The organism is Serratia sp. K-E0102, assembly GCF_029962625.1.
GTDB classification, from domain to species: Bacteria; Pseudomonadota; Gammaproteobacteria; order Enterobacterales; family Enterobacteriaceae; genus Serratia; species Serratia sarumanii.
In genome coordinates this window covers 1,972,135-1,990,907 of the sequence record NZ_CP124754.1, presented here as the reverse complement: position 1 = coordinate 1,990,907, position 18,773 = coordinate 1,972,135, and the positions used below count along the sequence as shown (strand labels likewise).

Annotated in this window: 14 protein-coding genes, 2 tRNA genes and 3 other RNA genes; 9 read left to right on the top strand and 10 right to left on the bottom strand. The window is 61.4% G+C overall.

Going from position 1 to position 18,773, the window contains the following annotated elements; translation table 11 throughout:
- Nucleotides 1-114: 114 nt before the first annotated feature.
- Both SSARUM2_RS09545 and exoX read left to right on the top strand, forming a co-directional pair.
- A complete protein-coding gene (locus SSARUM2_RS09545) occupies nt 115-861 on the top strand; it encodes a carbon-nitrogen hydrolase family protein (RefSeq protein ID WP_060438796.1) in 747 nt (248 codons plus the stop codon).
- 26 nt (nt 862-887) lie between these two features.
- Nucleotides 888-1,556: an exodeoxyribonuclease X gene (gene exoX, locus SSARUM2_RS09540; RefSeq protein WP_004928833.1), complete on the top strand. Its 669-nt coding sequence runs from the start codon at nt 888-890 to the stop codon at nt 1,554-1,556.
- 35 nt (nt 1,557-1,591) lie between these two features.
- Here the strand turns inward: exoX and SSARUM2_RS09535 are convergent, their stop codons facing one another.
- The 6 genes from SSARUM2_RS09535 to SSARUM2_RS09510 form a co-directional block, all read right to left on the bottom strand.
- Nucleotides 1,592-3,625: a prolyl oligopeptidase family serine peptidase gene (locus SSARUM2_RS09535; RefSeq protein ID WP_060438797.1), complete on the bottom strand. Its 2,034-nt coding sequence runs from the start codon at nt 3,623-3,625 to the stop codon at nt 1,592-1,594.
- Between the two features lie 68 nt (nt 3,626-3,693).
- Entirely contained in the window at nt 3,694-4,347 is a 654-nt protein-coding gene (locus SSARUM2_RS09530; RefSeq protein WP_033638740.1) for a DUF533 domain-containing protein, read from the bottom strand.
- Between the two features lie 150 nt (nt 4,348-4,497).
- The gene (locus SSARUM2_RS09525; RefSeq protein WP_033646428.1) at nt 4,498-5,076 is read right to left on the bottom strand and encodes a molecular chaperone; all 579 of its coding nucleotides are present in this window, start codon (nt 5,074-5,076) and stop codon (nt 4,498-4,500) included.
- Between the two features lie 42 nt (nt 5,077-5,118).
- A complete protein-coding gene (locus SSARUM2_RS09520; RefSeq protein WP_033638063.1) occupies nt 5,119-5,856 on the bottom strand; it encodes a phosphatase in 738 nt (245 codons plus the stop codon).
- 90 nt (nt 5,857-5,946) lie between these two features.
- Nucleotides 5,947-6,888 (bottom strand): glyoxylate/hydroxypyruvate reductase GhrA, encoded by a 942-nt coding sequence (gene ghrA, locus SSARUM2_RS09515; protein ID WP_033646429.1) that lies wholly within the window; start codon nt 6,886-6,888, stop codon nt 5,947-5,949.
- Nucleotides 6,889-7,014: 126 nt separating this feature from the next.
- Nucleotides 7,015-8,481: a peptide MFS transporter gene (locus SSARUM2_RS09510; protein ID WP_039567114.1), complete on the bottom strand. Its 1,467-nt coding sequence runs from the start codon at nt 8,479-8,481 to the stop codon at nt 7,015-7,017.
- A gap of 447 nt (nt 8,482-8,928) precedes the next feature.
- On the opposite strand from SSARUM2_RS09510, the gene SSARUM2_RS09505 reads away from it, so the two are divergent.
- The 5 genes from SSARUM2_RS09505 (at nt 8,929) to SSARUM2_RS09485 (ending at nt 10,242) form a co-directional block, all read left to right on the top strand.
- Nucleotides 8,929-9,018, top strand: a tRNA-Ser gene (locus SSARUM2_RS09505).
- Nucleotides 9,019-9,654: 636 nt separating this feature from the next.
- Nucleotides 9,655-9,744 (top strand) — tRNA-Ser (locus tag SSARUM2_RS09500).
- Between the two features lie 46 nt (nt 9,745-9,790).
- A non-coding RNA gene (locus SSARUM2_RS09495) (RtT sRNA) lies at nt 9,791-9,910 on the top strand.
- A gap of 46 nt (nt 9,911-9,956) precedes the next feature.
- Nucleotides 9,957-10,076: non-coding RNA, RtT sRNA (locus tag SSARUM2_RS09490), on the top strand.
- Between the two features lie 46 nt (nt 10,077-10,122).
- A non-coding RNA gene (locus SSARUM2_RS09485) (RtT sRNA) lies at nt 10,123-10,242 on the top strand.
- A 219-nt stretch (nt 10,243-10,461) separates the two neighbouring features.
- Here SSARUM2_RS09485 and SSARUM2_RS09480 read toward each other — a convergent pair.
- Nucleotides 10,462-10,818, bottom strand: a complete 357-nt coding sequence (locus SSARUM2_RS09480) for a helix-turn-helix domain-containing protein (RefSeq protein ID WP_004928813.1) — start codon at nt 10,816-10,818, stop codon at nt 10,462-10,464.
- Nucleotides 10,819-11,112: 294 nt separating this feature from the next.
- Here SSARUM2_RS09480 and sdeA point away from each other — a divergent pair, with 294 nt between their 5' ends.
- Both sdeA and sdeB read left to right on the top strand, forming a co-directional pair.
- Nucleotides 11,113-12,300, top strand: coding sequence for a multidrug efflux RND transporter periplasmic adaptor subunit SdeA (gene sdeA, locus SSARUM2_RS09475; protein ID WP_060453012.1), 1,188 nt, complete (start codon nt 11,113-11,115; stop codon nt 12,298-12,300).
- A gap of 24 nt (nt 12,301-12,324) precedes the next feature.
- Complete coding sequence (gene sdeB / locus SSARUM2_RS09470) at nt 12,325-15,468, top strand: multidrug efflux RND transporter permease subunit SdeB (RefSeq protein WP_039566581.1); 3,144 nt, start codon at nt 12,325-12,327, stop codon at nt 15,466-15,468.
- A gap of 65 nt (nt 15,469-15,533) precedes the next feature.
- Here the strand turns inward: sdeB and SSARUM2_RS09465 are convergent, their stop codons facing one another.
- The 3 genes from SSARUM2_RS09465 to SSARUM2_RS09455 all read right to left on the bottom strand — a co-directional run bounded on the left by SSARUM2_RS09465 (nt 15,534) and on the right by SSARUM2_RS09455 (nt 18,476).
- Nucleotides 15,534-16,013 (bottom strand): Rrf2 family transcriptional regulator, encoded by a 480-nt coding sequence (locus tag SSARUM2_RS09465; RefSeq protein ID WP_025302433.1) that lies wholly within the window; start codon nt 16,011-16,013, stop codon nt 15,534-15,536.
- Between the two features lie 264 nt (nt 16,014-16,277).
- On the bottom strand, nt 16,278-16,814 hold the full coding sequence (locus SSARUM2_RS09460; protein WP_004928798.1) for a glycine zipper 2TM domain-containing protein: 537 nt from the start codon (nt 16,812-16,814) through the stop codon (nt 16,278-16,280).
- Between the two features lie 357 nt (nt 16,815-17,171).
- The gene (locus SSARUM2_RS09455) at nt 17,172-18,476 is read right to left on the bottom strand and encodes an NAD(P)/FAD-dependent oxidoreductase (protein WP_004928794.1); all 1,305 of its coding nucleotides are present in this window, start codon (nt 18,474-18,476) and stop codon (nt 17,172-17,174) included.
- Nucleotides 18,477-18,773: the final 297 nt, after the last annotated feature.

Here is an 18,773-nt window from a genome sequence, read left to right as displayed (position 1 = left end):
AACGTGCGGAGAAACGCGCCAAAAAAGCGCATCCGTCTGGTGAGTAAGCGCCCTTCCATCCGTCATTAAACCCGCCAAGGCGGGTTTTTTATTGCCTCACAGGAGAGATGGCCGATGTCCTCCCTCACCCTTGCCGCCGCCCAATACCCCGCTGCGGCGGCCAATATCGCCTGCAACCTTGAACGTCATCTTGAATTCGTTGCGCAGGCAGCAGATCAGCAGGTACAACTGTTGGTGTTTCCCGAACTGTCGCTAAGCGGCTATGAGTTGACCGATGCTGCCGAACTGGCGCTCACGTTGGGCGATCCCCGTCTGCAACCACTCAGTGCGGCGGCACAATCGCGGCAGATGACAATCATCGTCGGCGCGCCTTTGCGTAGTGGCACGGCATTGCATATCGCCGCCTTAATCTTTCGCCCCAACGGCGCATTGAGTAGCTATACCAAACAGCATCTGCACGGCGCGGAACAGCAATACTTCTCGCCCGGTGAGGGCGGCTCGTTGCTGGAACTCCATCACCACAACATCGCACTGGCTATCTGTGCCGATACTTCGGAGCCCGGCCACGCAAGCGCCGCCGCGCTGGCGGGTGCGCACATTTATGCCGCTGGCGTGTTGGTATCTGAAGCCGGCTACGCGAAAGACAGCGCCGCGCTGGCAGGCTATGCCCGACGTTATGGCATGGTCACGCTGATGGCCAACCATGCGGCACCGACCGGTGGCTGGATCCCGGCAGGCCGCAGCGCCATCTGGGATAACACGGGAGAGCTCCTGGTTGCCGCGTCGGATGACACTCCTGGGCTGATCATCGCCGACAAGACTTCCGACGGTTGGCACGGCCGCCTGCGGCGGTTAAGCTGAAGCCTGACGGCAACGCGGAGGAAAGCATGACGTTACGCGTAATAGATACCGAGACCTGCGGGCTGGACGGCGGCGTGGTGGAAGTGGCCTCCCTCGATCTGCTCGACGGCCAATTGACCAACCCGATGAGCGATCTGGTCAGCCCGGATCGCCCCATCAGCCTCGACGCGATGGCGATTCATCACATCACCGAACAGATGGTGGAAGGCAAACCGCGCATTGCGGTGGCGATCGGCCGCTATCAGGGCAGCCCCTACTATGTGGCGCACAACGCCGCTTTCGATCGCGGCGTGCTGCCGGAGATGAACGGCGCCTGGATCTGCACGCTCAAGCTGGCGCGCACGCTGTATCCGGACATCAAGTACGGCAACCAGTATTTGCGCTACGCGCTGAACCTGGACGTGCAGCTGCCGGCAGACGCCACGCTGTACCCGCACCGCGCGCTGTACGACTGCTACGTCACCGCCGCGCTGCTGCAACGCATCATCAAGGATTCGGGCTGGACGCCGGAGCAAATGGTGCAGATCACCGAACAACCGGTGCTGCTGAAGAAGTTCAAATTCGGCAAGTATCGCGGACAGGAGATCGATCGCATCGCCCAGGAAGATCCCGGCTATCTGCGCTGGATGCTGAAATCCATCGACGATCTGAGCCCGGACATGAAACACACGCTGAAATACTATCTGATTGGCTAACATGGCGGGCGGCGCAGGCCGCCCGCCGAATGTCGTTACTCCGCCAGCGCCAGAATGAAGGCGTACTCCAGCGCAATATCCTCATAGGCCTTGAAGCGCCCGGACTTGCCGCCGTGGCCGGCATCCATGTCGGTATACAGCAGCAGCTGCCGATCGTCGGTTTTCAGCTCACGCAGCTTGGCCACCCACTTGGCCGGCTCCCAATACTGCACCTGCGAATCGTGCAGGCCGGTGGTCACCAGCAGATGCGGGTATGCCTGCGCCTTCACCTGATCGTACGGGCTGTACTGCTTGATGTAGTCATAATAGGCCTGCTCGTTCGGGTTGCCCCACTCGTCGTATTCGCCGGTGGTCAGCGGGATCGACTCATCCAGCATGGTGGTCACCACGTCGACGAACGGCACCTGCGCCACCACGCCGTGGAACAGCTGAGGCGCCTGGTTGATCACCGCGCCCATCAGCAGGCCGCCAGCGCTGCCGCCCATGGCGAACACCCGCTTGCCGTCGCCGTACCCCTGGGCGACCAGCGTTTCGGTCACGTCGATAAAATCGTTGAAGGTGTTCTGCTTGTTGAACAGCTTGCCGTCTTCATACCACAGCTGCCCCAGTTCGCCGCCGCCGCGAATGTGCGCCAGCGCGAACACGAAACCGCGATCCAGCAGGCTCAGGCGGCTGGCGCTGAACGCCGGATCCATGCTGCTGCCGTAGGAGCCGTAGCCGTACACCATCAACGGGTTGGCGCCGCGCTGGAAGCTGTCCTGGCGATACACCAGCGATACCGGCACCTCGACGCCGTCGCGTGCCTTCACCCAGACTCGCTCGCTGCGGTAGTTTTCCGGCGTAAAGTTCTTCACTTCCTGCTGTTTGAGCATCGTCCGCTCGCCGCTGTCCATATTCAGCTCGTACAGCGTGGTCGGGGTAGTCATCGACGAATAGCCGTAGCGCAGCAGCGCGGTTTCCGGATCCGGGTTGTACGCCAGCCAGGTGGTATAAGTCGGATCGTCGAAGGCGATGCGCTTCTCTTCGCCAGTCTGCCAGTGGATCTGGCGCAGCAGCGTCAGGCCGGCGCTGCGCTCCTCCACCACCAGCCAGTCGCGGAACAGGCTGAAGCCCTCCAGCATCACATCGACGCGCGGGGCGATCAGCGTCTGCCACTGCGCTTCGTCCGCCTGTTCGCTTTGGTACAGGCCGAAGTTCTTGCCGTCCTTGTTGGAGCGGATGTAGAAATGCTGGTGATAGTGATCGATGGCGTATTCGTGATCCTTGCGGCGCGGCACGAACAGCTGCGGCTTGGCGTCCGCACGGTCGGCGTCCAGCAGCAGGATCTCCGAGGTGGTGGTGCTGCTCAGGTGGATCAGGATAAAGCACTCGGAGGTGGTCTTCTCCAGCCCGACGTAGAAGGTATCGTCCAGCTCTTCGTAAATCAGCTCGTCCTGCTGCGGATCGCTGCCCACCACGTGGCGATAAACCTGATACGGCAACAGCGTCTTGGCGTGCTTGCGCACGTAGTACACCGTCGAGGAGTCGTTGGCCCATTCGAAGCTGCCGGAAGTGTTCTCCAGCACTTCGTCCGCCCAACTGCCGTCGGCCAGGTTCTTGAAGCGAATGTCATACTGGCGGCGCGACAGGAAATCCTCCGCCACCCCCAGCCGCTGGTTGTCGGGGCTGACGTCCAGCCCGCCCAGGGTGTAAAACTCGTGATTCTCGGCGCGCTGGTTGCCGTCGATAAGCACCTCCCAGCGCTCGCTCTCGGCCTGCGGTTGGCGCACGGAAATCGCGTATTCATTGCCCGGCTCATAGCGCGTCTGATAGCGATAGCCGTGGCGCACGTAAGGCACCGAATGTTCCTGCTGCGGAATGCGCGCCACCATCTCTTCGTACAGGGTTTCGCGCAGCGCCTGCTGCGGCTTCAGCATCGCATCGGTGTAGGCGTTCTCCGCCTGCAGGTAGTCCAGCACCTGGCGGTCTGCGCGCTCGTCGTCGCGCAGCCAGTAGTAGTCATCCACGCGCGTGTCGCCGTGGATGGTGATGGGATAAGGGCGTTTTTCCGCTTTCGGTGGGGTCATCATTGCTAAATCATCCGCTTACATAGATTGCGGCAAGAGTGACACGATTCCCCCCGGCTTGCCAAGCGGCGCTACGCCAGCTCGCGCTTTTTCTCGTTGACGTCGCTCTCGATGCCCTGCTTGACGTCCGCCGGGATCTTCAGCGCCTGCGCCAGCGCGTCGAGGTAGCCACGCTCCATAAAGTGATCGACGTCGATCACCAGGCAGCTCAGATAGTAAACCTCCAGCGCCTCGTCTTCGTTTTGCACGCTGCGGGCGATCAATTCCGGGTTGAGCGGCTGCTCGATCGCTTCCTGCACCCAGCCCTGCGCCTCTTCCCCCACCTGCAGCTGCGCCAGGCTGTGATCGATGGCGCGCTGCTCGTCGGCATCGATATGGCCGTCGCTCTTGGCCGCGAACACCAGCGCCTGCACCAGGCGTTTGGCGCGCAGATCCACCGGCGTGGTTTGCAGGCCGAACTGCGGTTCGTCCTGATGGGTCTCTTTCACCCGCTGCTTATACTTGTTCCACAGCACTGCGCCCACCGCCGCGCTGCCGCCGATGATCAGCGCATTCTTGCCGAACTTGCCCACCAGCTTGCGCGAGGACTTGTTGGCCAACAGCACGCCGACCAGGCCGCCCAGCGCCGTCGGCGCCAGCAGCTTGCCGATGCCTTCCGCCCCGCCCATCGCGCCGGCCTTCTGCCCGATCAACGTTTGAATCTGCTGCATCCAGTTACTTTTCATCATCTGCCCCTTGCGTGAAAAAGCGCGGCGCGCAGGCGCGGCCGAGCCGACGGTAAACCGCCAGATTAAGGGATTTTTTGTCAATTTACGTCTGGGGGATGCAAACCTGTGTTTAGCGGGCCGGGCGGCCCGCCTGGGTAAGCTGCGGCGTTACGCTTCTTCGTCGCCCGCTTCGTCGTCCTGCTCGTACTCCGCCAGCTCGTCGCGCATCGCCTGGATGGCGTCGCGGGTCATCAGCGCCAGTGTACGGTAAAAACCGGTGGTGGCGTGGGCTTCCACTTTGCCGAGGAAGCGGCCGCACCACGGCAGCAGGAACTCGTCGAACAGGGCGATCTGCGCCTGCGCTTCATCTTCCTGCGATTGATCTTCCAGCCAAGACGCTGCCAGCAGCAGCTGGCCGAAATGATCGGCCGGCGCCTCCGCCAGCGGCATGCCGCGCTGCTGCAGGAAGGTGCGCACGTCCGCTTCGCTGGCGCCTTCGACGTAGTCGGAGCGGAACGGAGACACGCTGCACTCGCTGCCGACGAACATCGCGTTGAAATCGGTCGCCAGCTGGTTGACGTCGCAGCCCTGCTGCAGGCGCTTCAACAGATCATCCTGCTCCAGCGGCCAGTGCTGCTGCAGCTTGCCCTCTTTGATCAGCGCGAACAGCGGCACCAGCAGCGGATCCTGCGGCTGGCGGTAGAACAGCGTACCCAGCACGCGGCAGACAATGGAAAACTCATTCATGATAATGCCTTATACAATACGGAAAATTTTGCCGGGACGATGTCACAAATCGGCCAATTCCGCAATCGCCGGCTTGCCGCGCCGCTCGAGAAAGTCCAGCAACCGGCGCGGGCTGACGTTGAGAATACGCGCCTGCGGGAAGCCCACCTCTTCGATAATGCGCTCGCAGTGCTCAAAGTTACCCAGCGAAAAGGCGACGTGCGAATCCGAGCCCAGCGCCAGCCAGCCGCCGGCATCGCGCACCGCGGCGGCGATCGCCCGGCAGTTGGCCTCGCTGCCCTTGCGGGAGTGGGTGAACGACGAGTTATTCAGCTCCAGCGCCACCTCGTATTTGGCCGCCGCCGCCGCGACGGCGGGAATGTCGATCGGGTAGCGCGGGTTGCCGGGGTGGCTGATGATATGCACGTCCCCCTGCGCCATCGCGGCGATCATCGCTTCAGTATTGGACGCTTTATCCTGCGGCGCAAACACCGGCTCATGGAAACCGGCGATGATGACGTCGGTGGCGGTCAACATCGGGCCGGTGCAGTCGATATCGCCCTGCAGGTTTTTGATGTTGGCTTCAATGCCGCGCAAGATGCCCACGCCGTTCACCAGGCGCGGCCACACGTGCATGTTCATAAAGTGCCAGTAGTGCGGCGCATCGGCCATATCCGGGCCGTGATCGGTGATGGCGAACAGCTTGATGCCCTTCTGCTGGGCTTCGGCGATGTAATCGTGCAGCGTGCTGTAAGCGTGGGTGCTGGCGACGGTGTGCATATGCAAATCAACGGGGTACATTGTTTCTCCTTCCAGAGGGTCCGCCCGCAAAGGCACGGGCAGGCGCGATGACGATAACAGCTTATCAGCTACCGAACGGCGGCAGAAGGATCAGTACCCCCGTTGCCTGTCGACCACGCCGGCCGGGGCATGCCCCGCCTCCAGCGCGCGGATGTTGGCGGCGATCTGATCCATCGCCTGCTGCGGCAACGTGATGGCAGCAATATGCGGGGTAATGGTGACACGCGGATGACGCCAGAACGGGTGATCCTGCGGCAGCGGCTCGCGGGCGAACACGTCCAGCGTGGCGGCGGCCAGTTGCCCCTGCTCCAGCGCCGCCAGCAGATCGGCTTCTACCAGATGCGCGCCGCGCGCGATGTTGATGAGATAGGCACCCGAACTCAGCTGCGCGAACAGCTCGCGGTTGAGAATGCCGACGGTCTCCGGCGTATTGGGCAGCAGGTTGATCAGCAATTTGACGCCGTCGAGGAAGGCAGCGCGCTGCGCCTCTCCGGCGAAGCTTTGCACGCCATCGATCTGCTTGGCGCTGCGGCTCCAGCAGCGCACGCTGAAGCCAAACTCGGTCAGCTTGCGCGCCACGCTCTGCCCCAGCACGCCGGCGCCGAGGATGCCGATGGTGAAATCATCCAGCGAGTGCGGATCGAGCGGCTGCCACTCCTGCCGCTGCTGCAGCGCCTGATACTCGTCGAAACGGCGGAAATAGCGCAGCACATAGCTCAGCGCATATTCCTGCATCTGCTGCGCCATGCCGGTATCCTCCAGCCGCAGCAGCGGCACGCCGGCAGGCAGCGTGCCGGGGTGTTTGCGCTCCTGATCGAGGATCGCGTCAACGCCGGCGCCGAGGGCGAACACCGCTTTCAGATCGCGGCGGTTGGCCAGCATCTCGTGCGGCGGGCGCCACACCAGCGCGTAATCGGCCGGCCGTTCGTCGCCGCGCTGCCACTCGCGGATCTCGGCCTGCGGCAGGCGTTGCTTGATGCCGGCCAGCCATTCCTGGGCGTTAAACAAGGGGTGGTAATAAATGATGTTCATACTGCGGGCTCCCGTTTGTTTTTATTGGTTTACCTCCAGCCTTCCGCGATTCGCCGCCGGATGCAAGCGTTAAAGCCCAAAATAAAAACAGCCCCGACCAGTGGGGCTGTTGTGCATGTTAGCGAATCAGGCGGCGGACGGGCCGTCGCGCCGGATAAGGCGCCGCAGCAGCGGAATGAGAATCAGCATCGCCACGCCGACGCCCGTCGCCCCCCAACCCAGCGCGCTGAAGATTTCGCTGTAGCCGGGGTTGGTCTGCAGCGGCGTGCTGCCGCTGTTTTCCGGCATCAGGCCGGAGACGTAGCCCGCCAGCACCGAGGCGACGCCGGTCACCATCATCCAGCAGCCCATCATCACGCCCTGATAGCGCGGCGGCGCCAGCTTGCCAATCATGGCGTAACCGATCGGCGAGATCATCAATTCACCGACGCTTTGCAGCACATAGCTGATGACGATCCATTTAAACGCCACCAGCCCATCGCCGCCCGCCATGCTGATGCCCAGCGGCAGCACCAGCATGCCGAGCCCGATACAGAACAGCGATCCGGAGAACTGCAGCGGAATGTCGATGTTGCAACCGCGAGCGCGCAAGCGGTTGAACCACCAGGCCAGCAGCGGGCCGCCCACCACGATCACCAGCGTGTTGATGTTCTGGATCCACTGCGGCGCCACTTGGATGCCGTAAACGTTCAGGTTGATGTTGTGCTCGGAGAACAGCATCAGCCCCATCGGCGCCAGCTGGTACAGCGCCCAGAACACCAGCGAGCCCAGCGCCAGGATCAGATAGGCCGCCATTCTGCGGCGCTCATCGCGCGGATGGTGGCGCAGCGTCACCACGCACAGCATCAGGAAGATCAGCGCGCCGAGCACGATCACGAAGTGGCCGCTGAACTCGGCGTGGGTCAGCATCACGCGGATGATCGGCACCAGCGCCACCAGTACCGCCAGCCCGACCAGCATGCGCCAACGGTATTGGCTGCGGCTGGCGTCGCGCAGCGGGGTATTGAGATCCGCCAGAATGCGCCAGCGGCAGACGGCGACGACGATCGCCGCGGCGTTGCCCAGCGTGGCGAACAGGAACAGCGCGCGGTAGTTTTCCGTCAGTTGGAAATACCCGGCGACGGTAAAGCCGACGAAGAACCCGAGGTTCATGCCGGCGTAGTTCCACAGGAACGCCGATTCGCGCCGGTCATCGTCCGGCTTGAAACGCTGGGTGAGCATCATATTGATGCAGGTAACGTTGAGGCCGCTGCCGGTCAGGAACATCGCCAGCCCCCAGTACAGCCCCCACACGCCCGCGACGGCAATCAGCGCGCAGCCGATCACCTGCAGCACCATGCCGAGCACGAACAGATTGCGGTTGCTGAGGAAACGGCCGCCGAGGTAGCCGCCGAACATGTGCAGGCCATAGTTGAAGGCGCCGAACACGCCCATCATGGCGTTGGCGCTGCTTTCGTTGAAGCCCAATCGCTTGGTGGCGTACAGCACCAGCGTAGAGTAAAGCACGGCGAAGCCCAGCGTGGCGAAGATCTGGATGAAGAACAGCGCCCCCGCACCGGGGGGAATGGCATGGCGCGCTTGCGGCGCCGGTATGGCATCTGAAGGAGTCACAACGAACCTCTACTGCATTATTATGTAATGAGTCTGTCCCTGTCTGCGATATCGCCGGCCTGTCACCCGGCAATCTGCGCGGCGACGTGATGTTCCTTGCCAAAAACGCCGCGCCGACATGATTCCATTTAGCGACACATCTGACTAATAATCCAGTATTAATGCATATAACAGCAAACAACCCAACCTCAATGGCGATATATTGAGCTATCTGTACAGAAAAAGTTCAAGCGATCGTCTTTCATGGATTCTTACCGCTGCCTGCCCTGCCCGCTGGCGGCCGCGAGTGGGAATATCGTTCGGTAAATCAGCAAATTGCTGCAAGTTTGGCTAAACAGTCATGAGAATGAAATAAGAGGGTTGACGCTGAGATCAGATTCTCCTACATTAGCGCCCGTCGACAGCGCAAAGCGTTTTCGACAACAAAACGGTGAGGTGTCTGAGTGGCTGAAGGAGCACGCCTGGAAAGTGTGTATACGCGAAAGTGTATCGAGGGTTCGAACCCCTCTCTCACCGCCAAATTTAAAGAGAAAGCCTGGATTCGCGTCCAGGCTTTTTTTTGCATGGCGCACCGCCGAGAGGGGCGAGAAGCCTCGACAGGGTTCGACAAAACGCCTGCGTTTTGGACCGCCAACGGCGGCCCGCAGGGTGAGCGCAGCGAATCAAGCCCTCTCTCACCGCCAAATTTAAAGAGAAAGCCTGGATTCGCGTCCAGGCTTTTTTTTGCATGGCGCACCGCCGAGAGGGGCGAGAAGCCTCGACAGGGTTCGACAAAACGCCTGCGTTTTGGACCGCCAACGGCGGCCCGCAGGGTGAGCGCAGCGAATCAAGCCCTCTCTCACCGCCAAATTCAAAGAGAAAGCCTGGATTCGCGTCCAGGCTTTTTTATTTGCATGGCGCACCGCCGAGAGGGGGGCACTGCGCATCTCCCCCCGCTCTGTGACCGCGATTCTCATTTCCGCCGGTTATCCACGAACCTTACCGCTGATTTTCTCGCCTATTCATGACATCTGCCCTGCCGTTCGCCGCAGTTTTCAGCAAAGTGCGCACGGCTTGAGCGGACGAACAAAAACACTGAAATTATTCTTGACCGGATCGGCCCCACTCCCTATAGTAGCGCCCCGTTGCAGCGATGATTTCGCAACAAAAAAATATGGTGAGGTGTCCGAGTGGCTGAAGGAGCACGCCTGGAAAGTGTGTATACGCGAAAGTGTATCGAGGGTTCGAATCCCTCCCTCACCGCCATATTCTACGAAGAAGCCTGAGCTCACGTTCAGGCTTTTTTGTATGCATAGCGCACCGACCGGGAGGGTGAGAACCCTCGACAGGGTTCGACAAAACGCCTGCGTTTTGGACCGCCAACGGCGGCCCGCAGGGTGAGCGCAGCGAATCTATCCCTCCCTCACCGCCATATTCTACGAAGAAGCCTGAACTCACGTTCAGGCTTTTTTGTATGCATAGCGCACCGACCGGGAGGGTGAGAACCCTCGACAGGGTTCGACAAAACGCCTGCGTTTTGGACCGCCAACGGCGGCCCGCAGGGTGAGCGCAGCGAATCTATCCCTCCCTCACCGCCATATTCTACGAAGAAGCCTGAACTCACGTTCAGGCTTTTTTGTATGCATAGCGCACCGGCCGGGAGGGTGAGAACCCTCGACTGGGTTCGACAAAACGCCTGCGTTTTGGACCGCCAACGGCGGCCCGCAGGGTGAGCGCAGCGAATCTATCCCTCCCTCACCGCCATATTCTACGAAGAAGCCTGAACTCACGTTCAGGCTTCTTCGTATGCATAGCGCACCGGCCGGGAGGGTGAGAACCCTCGACTGGGTTCGACAAAACGCCTGCGTTTTGGACCGCCAACGGCGGCCCGCAGGGTGAGCGCAGCGAATCTATCCCTCCTTCCACATAGACAAAAAAGCCCGAACGCAAATTCAGGCTTTTTTATCCCCACTCGCCAACCGCTCAGTGATGCGTGCGCCCCATAGACGCCGGCTGCGCCAACGCGCGGCGCCAGTCGCCCGGCGTTTGGCCGAACTGGCGTTTGAAGCTGCGGTTGAACGACTGCTGTGAGTCGAAGCCGAGCGAAATCGCCACGCTGACGATAGGCTCGCCGCTGTTGGCCAGGCGCTCCGCCGACACTTTCAGTTTTTGCATGCGGATATACTCCCCCAGCGCGTAGCCGGTCTGGCGTTTGAACATGCGCTGCAGGTGCCATTTGGAATAGCCCGCGCGATCCGCCACGGTGTTGATATCCAGTTTCTCTTCCAGATTGTTGTCGATCCACGCCTTCAAATCGGTAATAAAGCCCGTAGTGTTCATGCTGATGCTCCCATCATTTGGCAGGGTTCCCCTCTGCCCGATGCACATACGTTGCAACAGTTTCGCTTTAAATGCAATTTTTATTATTGCATTTACCGGAAAGCCGCCACTATACTCCACCCAATTAATGTAACCGATATTGATACATTAATGTGACACCAATGTGTTTCAAAACCTAACGTTGCGCCGCTGCATGGCGCAGCCGGCCCCTCACCGCACGCCGGCGCGGGGCGAATCCCGGAGAACAGGGCCGGGTATGGGGCCTGACCGCACTTACTCATCGGAATAAAAATAATGGCAAATCAACCAAACTCATCGTTCAACGCCGGCGGCCGCACGCGCGCCGTCGCTCTGGGCCAGCGACTCTCCGGGGTGGCGCTGCTGGCCGCCCTGCTCGCCGGGTGCGACAACAGCGTCGCGCACAACGCCCCACCACCGCCGCCGGTGGTCAGCGCCGCCAGCGTGGTGGTCAAACCGATCAGCCAGTGGGATGCCTTCAACGGCCGGGTCGAAGCGGTGCAGAGCGTGCAGCTGCGCCCCCGGGTCTCCGGCTACATCGAACGGGTCAACTACACCGAAGGCGACGAGGTGAAAAAAGGCCAGGTGCTGTTCACCATCGACGATCGCACCTACCGCGCCGCACGCGAACAGGCGCAGGCCGAGCTGGTGCGGGCTCGCAACCAGGCCGCCCTGGCGCGCAGCGAATCCTCGCGCACCGAGAAACTGATCGGCACTCAGGCCATCTCTCAGGAAGTCTGGGAACAGCGCCGGTCGTCCGCCGCGCAGGCGCAAAGCAACGTGCTGGCAGCGCAGGCCCAGCTCGACATGGCGCAGCTGAATCTCGACTTTACCCGCGTTACCGCGCCGATTGACGGGCGCGCCAGCCGCGCAATGATCACCGCCGGCAACCTGGTCACCGCCGGCGACAGCGCCAGCGTGCTGACGACGCTGGTGTCGCTCGACAAGGTCTACGTCTATTTCGATGTGGATGAAGCCACCTTCCTGCGCTATCAGCAGCAGGGCCGGCACGACGCGCGCCTGCCGGTTAAGGTCGGCCTGGTAGGCGAAGACGGCACCCCGCATCAGGGGCTGGTGGATTTTACCGATAACCAGCTGAACGCCGGAACCGGCACCATCCGCATGCGCGCCCTGCTCGACAACCGCGATCGCCGCTTCACGCCGGGGCTGTTCGCCCGGGTACAGATGCCCGGCAGCGCCGAGTTCAACGCCATGCTGATCGACGATAAAGCGGTGATGACCGACCAGAACCGCAAGTTCGTTTACATCGTCGATAAAGACGGCAAGGCGCAGCGCCGCGACATCGACGTGGGCCGCATGGCCGAAGGATTGCGCATCGTGCAGAAAGGGTTGGCAAACGGCGATCGGGTGATCGTCGACGGCATGCAGAAAGTGTTTATGCCGGGCATGCCGGTCGACGCGAAAACCGTCGCCATGAACCCTGTCGCCTCCGCACTTAACTAAGCTCCCAGCAGAGACTTCTGACCCATGGACTTTTCCCGCTTTTTCATCGACCGACCGATCTTTGCCGCGGTGCTGTCGATACTGATTTTTGTCGCCGGGGTGATAGCCATCCCGCTGCTGCCGATCAGCGAGTACCCGGACGTAGTGCCGCCCAGCGTGCAGGTGCGCGCAGAATACCCGGGCGCCAACCCGAAAGAGATCGCTGAAACGGTGGCCACGCCGCTGGAAGAAGCGATCAACGGCGTCGAAAACATGATGTACATGAAATCGGTCGCCGGTTCCGACGGCGTGCTGGTGACCACCGTCACCTTCCGCCCCGGCACCGATCCCGATCAGGCCCAGGTGCAGGTGCAAAACCGCGTGGCGCAGGCCGAAGCGCGCCTCCCGGAAGACGTGCGCCGCCAGGGCATCACCACCCAGAAACAGTCCCCGGCGCTGACGCTGGTGGTGCATCTGGTCTCGCCTTCCGGCAAGTACGATTCGCTGTACCTGCGCAACTACGCCACCCTGAAGGTCAAGGATGAGCTGGCCCGCCTGCCGGGCGTCGGCCAGGTGCAGATCTTCGGCGCCGGTGAGTATGCGATGCGCATCTGGCTCGATCCGAACAAGGTCGCCGCGCGTGGGCTGACCGCCTCCGACGTGGTGAGCGCCATGCAGGAGCAAAACGTGCAGGTCTCCGCCGGCCAGCTCGGCGCGGAGCCGATGCCGACGCGCAGCGACTATCTGCTGTCGATCAATGCCCAGGGTCGCCTGCAAACCGAAGAAGAGTTCGGCAACATCATCCTCAAGAGCGGCGACAACGGCGAGATCGTGCGGCTGCGCGACGTGGCGCGCATCGAAATGGGCTCCGGCAGCTACGCGCTGCGCGCCCAGCTCAATAACAAGGATGCGGTCGGTATCGGTATCTTCCAGTCGCCGGGCGCCAACGCCATCGAGCTGTCGGACGCGGTGCGCGGCAAGATGGCCGAGCTGGCGACCCGCTTCCCGGACGGCATGAGCTGGAAATCGCCTTACGATCCGACGGTGTTCGTGCGCGATTCGATCCGCGCGGTGGTGGATACCCTGCTGGAAGCGGTGATCCTGGTGGTGCTGGTGGTCATACTGTTCCTGCAGACCTGGCGCGCCTCGATCATTCCGCTGTTGGCGGTCCCGATCTCCGTGGTCGGCACCTTCGCCGCGCTGTATCTGCTGGGCTTCTCGCTCAATACCCTCAGCCTGTTCGGGCTGGTGCTGGCGATCGGCATCGTGGTGGATGACGCCATCGTGGTGGTGGAAAACGTCGAGCGTAATATCGAAGAGGGGCTGTCGCCGCTGGCGGCGGCGCACCAGGCGATGCGCGAGGTTTCCGGCCCGATCATCGCCATCGCCGTGGTGCTGTGTGCGGTGTTCGTACCGATGGCGTTCCTCTCCGGCGTTACCGGGCAGTTCTATAAGCAGTTCGCCGTCACCATCGCCATCTCGACGGTGATCTCCGCCATCAACTCGCTGACTCTGTCGCCAGCGCTGGCGGCGCGCTTGCTCAAACCGCACGGCGCGCCGAAAGATCTGCCGTCGCGCCTGATCGACCGGCTGTTCGGCTGGCTGTTCCGGCCGTTCAACCGCTTCTTCGCCAGCAGTTCGCAACGCTACCAGCGCGGCGTCTCCCGCGTGCTGGGCCGGCGCGGCGCGGTGTTCGTCGTCTACCTGCTGCTGCTGGCCGCCGCCGGGGTGATGTTCAAGACCGTGCCCGGCGGCTTTATCCCGACGCAGGACAAGCTGTACCTGATCGGCGGCGTGAAAATGCCGGAAGGCGCCTCGCTGGAACGCACCGATGCGGTGATCCGCAAGATGAGCGCCATCGGCCTGAGCGTGGACGGCGTCACCGATGCGGTGGCCTTCCCCGGCCTGAACGCCCTGCAGTTCACCAATACGCCGAATACCGGCACGGTGTTCTTCGCGCTGGAGTCGTTGAGCACCCGTACCCGCACCGCGGCGCAGATCAACGCCGAGATCAACGCGCGCATTTCACAGATCCAGGAAGGCTTCGCCTTCTCAATCATGCCGCCGCCGATCCTCGGCATCGGCCAGGGCTCCGGCTATTCGCTGTACGTGCAGGATCGCGCCGGGCTGGGTTACGGCGCGCTGCAGACGGCGATCAACACCATGTCCGGCGCCATTATGCAAACGCCGGGCATGGGGTTCCCGATCTCCTCATATCAGGCCAACGTGCCGCAGCTGGACGCCAAAATCGATCGCGACAAGGCCAAGGCGCAGGGGGTGCCGCTCAATGCGCTGTTCAGCACGCTGCAGACCTACCTCGGTTCGTCTTATATCAACGACTTCAACCGCTATGGCCGCACCTGGAAGGTGATGGCGCAGGCCGACGGCCAGTTCCGCGACAGCGTAGAGGACATCGCCAACCTGCGCACCCGCAACGACAAGGGTGAAATGGTGCCGATCGGCAGCATGGTCAACATCGGCACCACCTACGGCCCGGATCCGGTGATCCGCTATAACGGCTTCCCGGCGGCGGATCTGATCGGCGACGCCGATCCGCGCGTGCTCTCTTCTACCCAGGCGATGGGCGCGCTGACGCAGATGGCCGGCAAGCTGTTGCCGAACGGCATGAACATCCAGTGGACCGATCTGAGCTACCAACAATCGACCCAGGGCAACGCCGCGCTGGTGGTGTTCCCGGTGGCGGTGCTGCTGGCGTTCCTCGCGCTGGCGGCGCTGTACGAAAGCTGGACGCTGCCGCTGGCGGTGATCCTGATCGTGCCGATGACCATGCTGTCGGCGCTGTTCGGCGTGTGGCTGACCGGCGGCGACAACAACGTGTTCGTGCAGGTCGGGTTGGTCGTTCTGATGGGGCTGGCCTGCAAGAACGCCATTCTGATCGTCGAGTTCGCCCGCGAGCTGGAAATGCAGGGCAAAGGCATCGTCGAGGCGGCGCTGGAGGCCTGTCGCCTGCGGTTGCGGCCGATCGTGATGACCTCCATCGCCTTCATCGCCGGCACCATCCCGCTGATCCTCGGCCACGGCGCCGGCGCCGAGGTGCGCGGCGTCACCGGCATCACGGTGTTCTCCGGCATGTTGGGGGTCACCCTGTTCGGGCTGTTCCTGACGCCGGTGTTCTACGTCACGCTGCGGCGCCTGGTGGCGCGCAAAGCGCAGCCGCAGACCGTCTGAACGCGGCGTTAAAATGCAAAAAGGTCGGGCATTGCCCGACCTTTTTTTATGCATGCGAACCGCGATTATTTGTCTGCGGTTTCAGCCTCTTGCGCGGCGGCGTACTCCGCGCAGGCGCGCTTGTCGCCCCGCTCCAGTTCGGCCAGCGAATCGGCCACGGTATGGCGCGCCAGCACCGCAAGCGAAGCCTGTTCGGCTTCGTTCACCACCGATTTGAAATACCAGCAGGCGTTGGCGCTCACCAGGCAACGGGCCGGCACTTCAGGACGGGAAGCCCAGATGCGCTTGTCGTCGATCACCGCCAGATAGATGTCCCGCAGGGTGATCTCTTCCGCCGGGCGGCCGAGGTGGATAGAGCCGTTGCGGCCCAGGGTGGAAACGATGATGCCGTCTTTGGTCAGCGGCACCATCAGTTTGCGGATAAAGCTGGGGTTGGCTTCCAGAGCGGCGGCAAGGGTGGCGCTCGTCGAACGCATTCCCTGCTTCTCAGCTACGGCGACGCTAAGGACCATTTGCAACGCTGTCGGAAAGCGAAAATCTAACATGTCGTTATCTCTGCGAGACGAAATACTCAGGTTTGGCCGGTGTGGCGATTGGCGCCGATAACACCGCTTAATTGCACAATAATATAACAAACGCGGGGGCTTTTTTGAAGTTTTGCCCAGTGATATCGCACGCAGACATTAGAACGATCGCAAATTGTTGGGCGGGCAGAAAACAGAAACCCGCGTCAATGTTAACGCCGCTCGCTTAACCGGGTTAAACGATCAGAACTAACACTGCCCGCGGGCTTAATTCGAATGTGGCGATCAGGCTCTGTTCAGCACCAGCTGGCCATTTTTATCCAACGGGATTTGCGTGCCCGGATCGTGATCCATGCGGATCTTGCCCTGCTGATTGCCGATCTTGTAGGTCACGTCATAGCCCAGCATTTTCTGAGACTTGTCATAGACCGTTTTGCAACGCTGCTGCACGCTGGTGGTGACGTCATTATTCTGCATCGCCCCTTGCACCTGGTTACCGGCATAGCCGCCGCCCAGCGCGCCGACCACGGTCGCCACGTCGCGCCCGCGGCCGCCGCCGAACTGGTGGCCGATCACGCCGCCCGCCACTGCGCCCAGCACAGAACCGGCGATGCGGTTTTCATCCTGCACCGGCGCACGGTGCGTAACGGTGACGTTGCGGCATTCCTGACGCGGCGTTTTGATGGTTTCTTTAATCGGCGTTGCGGCGAGCACCTGCGCATATTGCGGACCGGCAGAAAAGACGTCCAGGCTGGCTACCGCGGCAATCCCCAGAGCGGCAGCGATACCAATCCCAACACCGGCTAACATTGACTTGTTCACAGGAAACCTCCTGAAAGTGTTACCACGCATTTTTTCCGGGGTCTGTTACCGGCATGGCACCGCGCTTATTATTTTGCGCGTGGGCGGCTTGCGGTATCCCGGTTTACGGCGTGCGCGACGCGCCGTCTGTAAACGAGGTAAAGTCTGCACAATGATCTTAAGCCCCGCAATAAGACAAGGGGACCAAAAATGCGGGAAAACGGCCGTTTTTCCGCTGTTTAGGAAGAATCTTAAGAATTTTACCCATACCGACGACAGCTTATGCTGAAGAATCAAGCAACCACCGCCGATCGCCTCGCGCCGCCATAAAAAAACCCGCGCGGGCGAACCGGCGCGGGTTGGTCGACAAAGGCGGGATCAGTGCATTTTCAGACGTGGGCGGATCACCCGGTTGATGCCGCCCACCAGCATCATCAGGCCGGTTTTGATGTAACCGTGCAACGCCACCTGGTGCATGCGGTACAGCGAGATGTAGACGAAGCGCGCGATGCGCCCTTCCACCATCATCGAGCCGCGCATCAGGTTGCCCATCAGGCTGCCGACGGTGCTGAAGCGCGACAGCGACACCAGCGAGCCGTGGTCTTTATACACGTATGGCTTCAGCGTCTGGCCGTTCATCAGCGCCAGAATATTGGTGGCGCAGCGCGAGGCCATCTGGTGCGCCGACTGGGCGCGCGGCGGCACGAAACCGCCGCCCTCTTTCGGGCAGGAGGCGCAGTCGCCGATGGCGAAGATGTTCGGATCGCGCGTGGTCTGCAGCGTCGGCTCCACCACCAGCTGATTGATGCGGTTGGTTTCCAGGCCGCCGATATCCTTCATGAAGTCCGGCGCCTTGATGCCGGCTGCCCACACCATCAGATCGGCGTCGATGAACTCGCCGCCCTTGGTGTTCAGGCCTTTGGCGTCCGCGCTGGTCACCATGGTGTTGGTCAGCACGCGCACGCCCAGTTTAATCAGCTCCTGGTGCGCCGCAGCGGAAATGCGCGGCGGCAGCGCCGGCAGAATGCGCTCGCCGGCCTCCACCAGCGTCACGTTCAACGCGCTGTTGTCCAGGCCTTCGAAACCGTAGCTGTGCAGCTGCTTCACCGCGTTGTGCAGTTCGGCGGACAGCTCAACGCCGGTGGCGCCGCCGCCGACGATGGCGATGTTGACCCGCTCTTTTTGCCCCGGCTGCGCCGAGAACTTCAGGAACAGGTTGAGCATTTCGTTGTGGAAGCGACGCGCCTGATGCGGGTTATCCAGGAAGATGCAGTGCTCTTTCACGCCCGGCGTACCGAAATCGTTCGAGGTGCTGCCCAGCGCCATCACCAGAATGTCGTACGGCAATTCGCGCGCCGGCACCAGCTCACCGCCCTGCTCGTCGCAGATCTGCGCCAGCTGCAGCGTTTGCGTTTCGCGGTTGATGTTGGTCAACGACCCCAGTTGGAAGCTGAAATGGTGGTTGCGCGCGTGCGCCAGGTAGCTGAGCGCATCCACGCCGTCATCGAGGGAACCGGTCGCCACTTCGTGCAACAGCGGTTTCCACAAATGGCTGTGGTTGCGATCCACCAGCGTGATCTCCGCTTTGTTCTTGCGGCCAAGTTTATGGCCCAGGCTGGTCGCCAGCTCCAAGCCACCGGCGCCGCCGCCAACAATAACGATTTTCTTCTTTGGCGTTGTCAAAATAACCCCCTAAATGTGAACCATTTGTTATTCCAGGGTAAATAAATAATATCCTTAGAATACATAGGGTTCGCTTAAAATAAATCGACTCTCTGAGGCCAGAATAACATGTGAGGTTATTTGGTCATACCAAAATTGATGTACATCAAATTTTTTTGGTTAAAGGCTGGACGCGAGGATTTTTTGGCGATTGTGATTCAAATAGTTAGCGCTGAGTCACAGTTTTAAATTTTGCCGATTGCCACGCAAAATCTTGCCTGGGCGCACAAAAAAGCCGCACTTTCCGCCGGTGAAAAA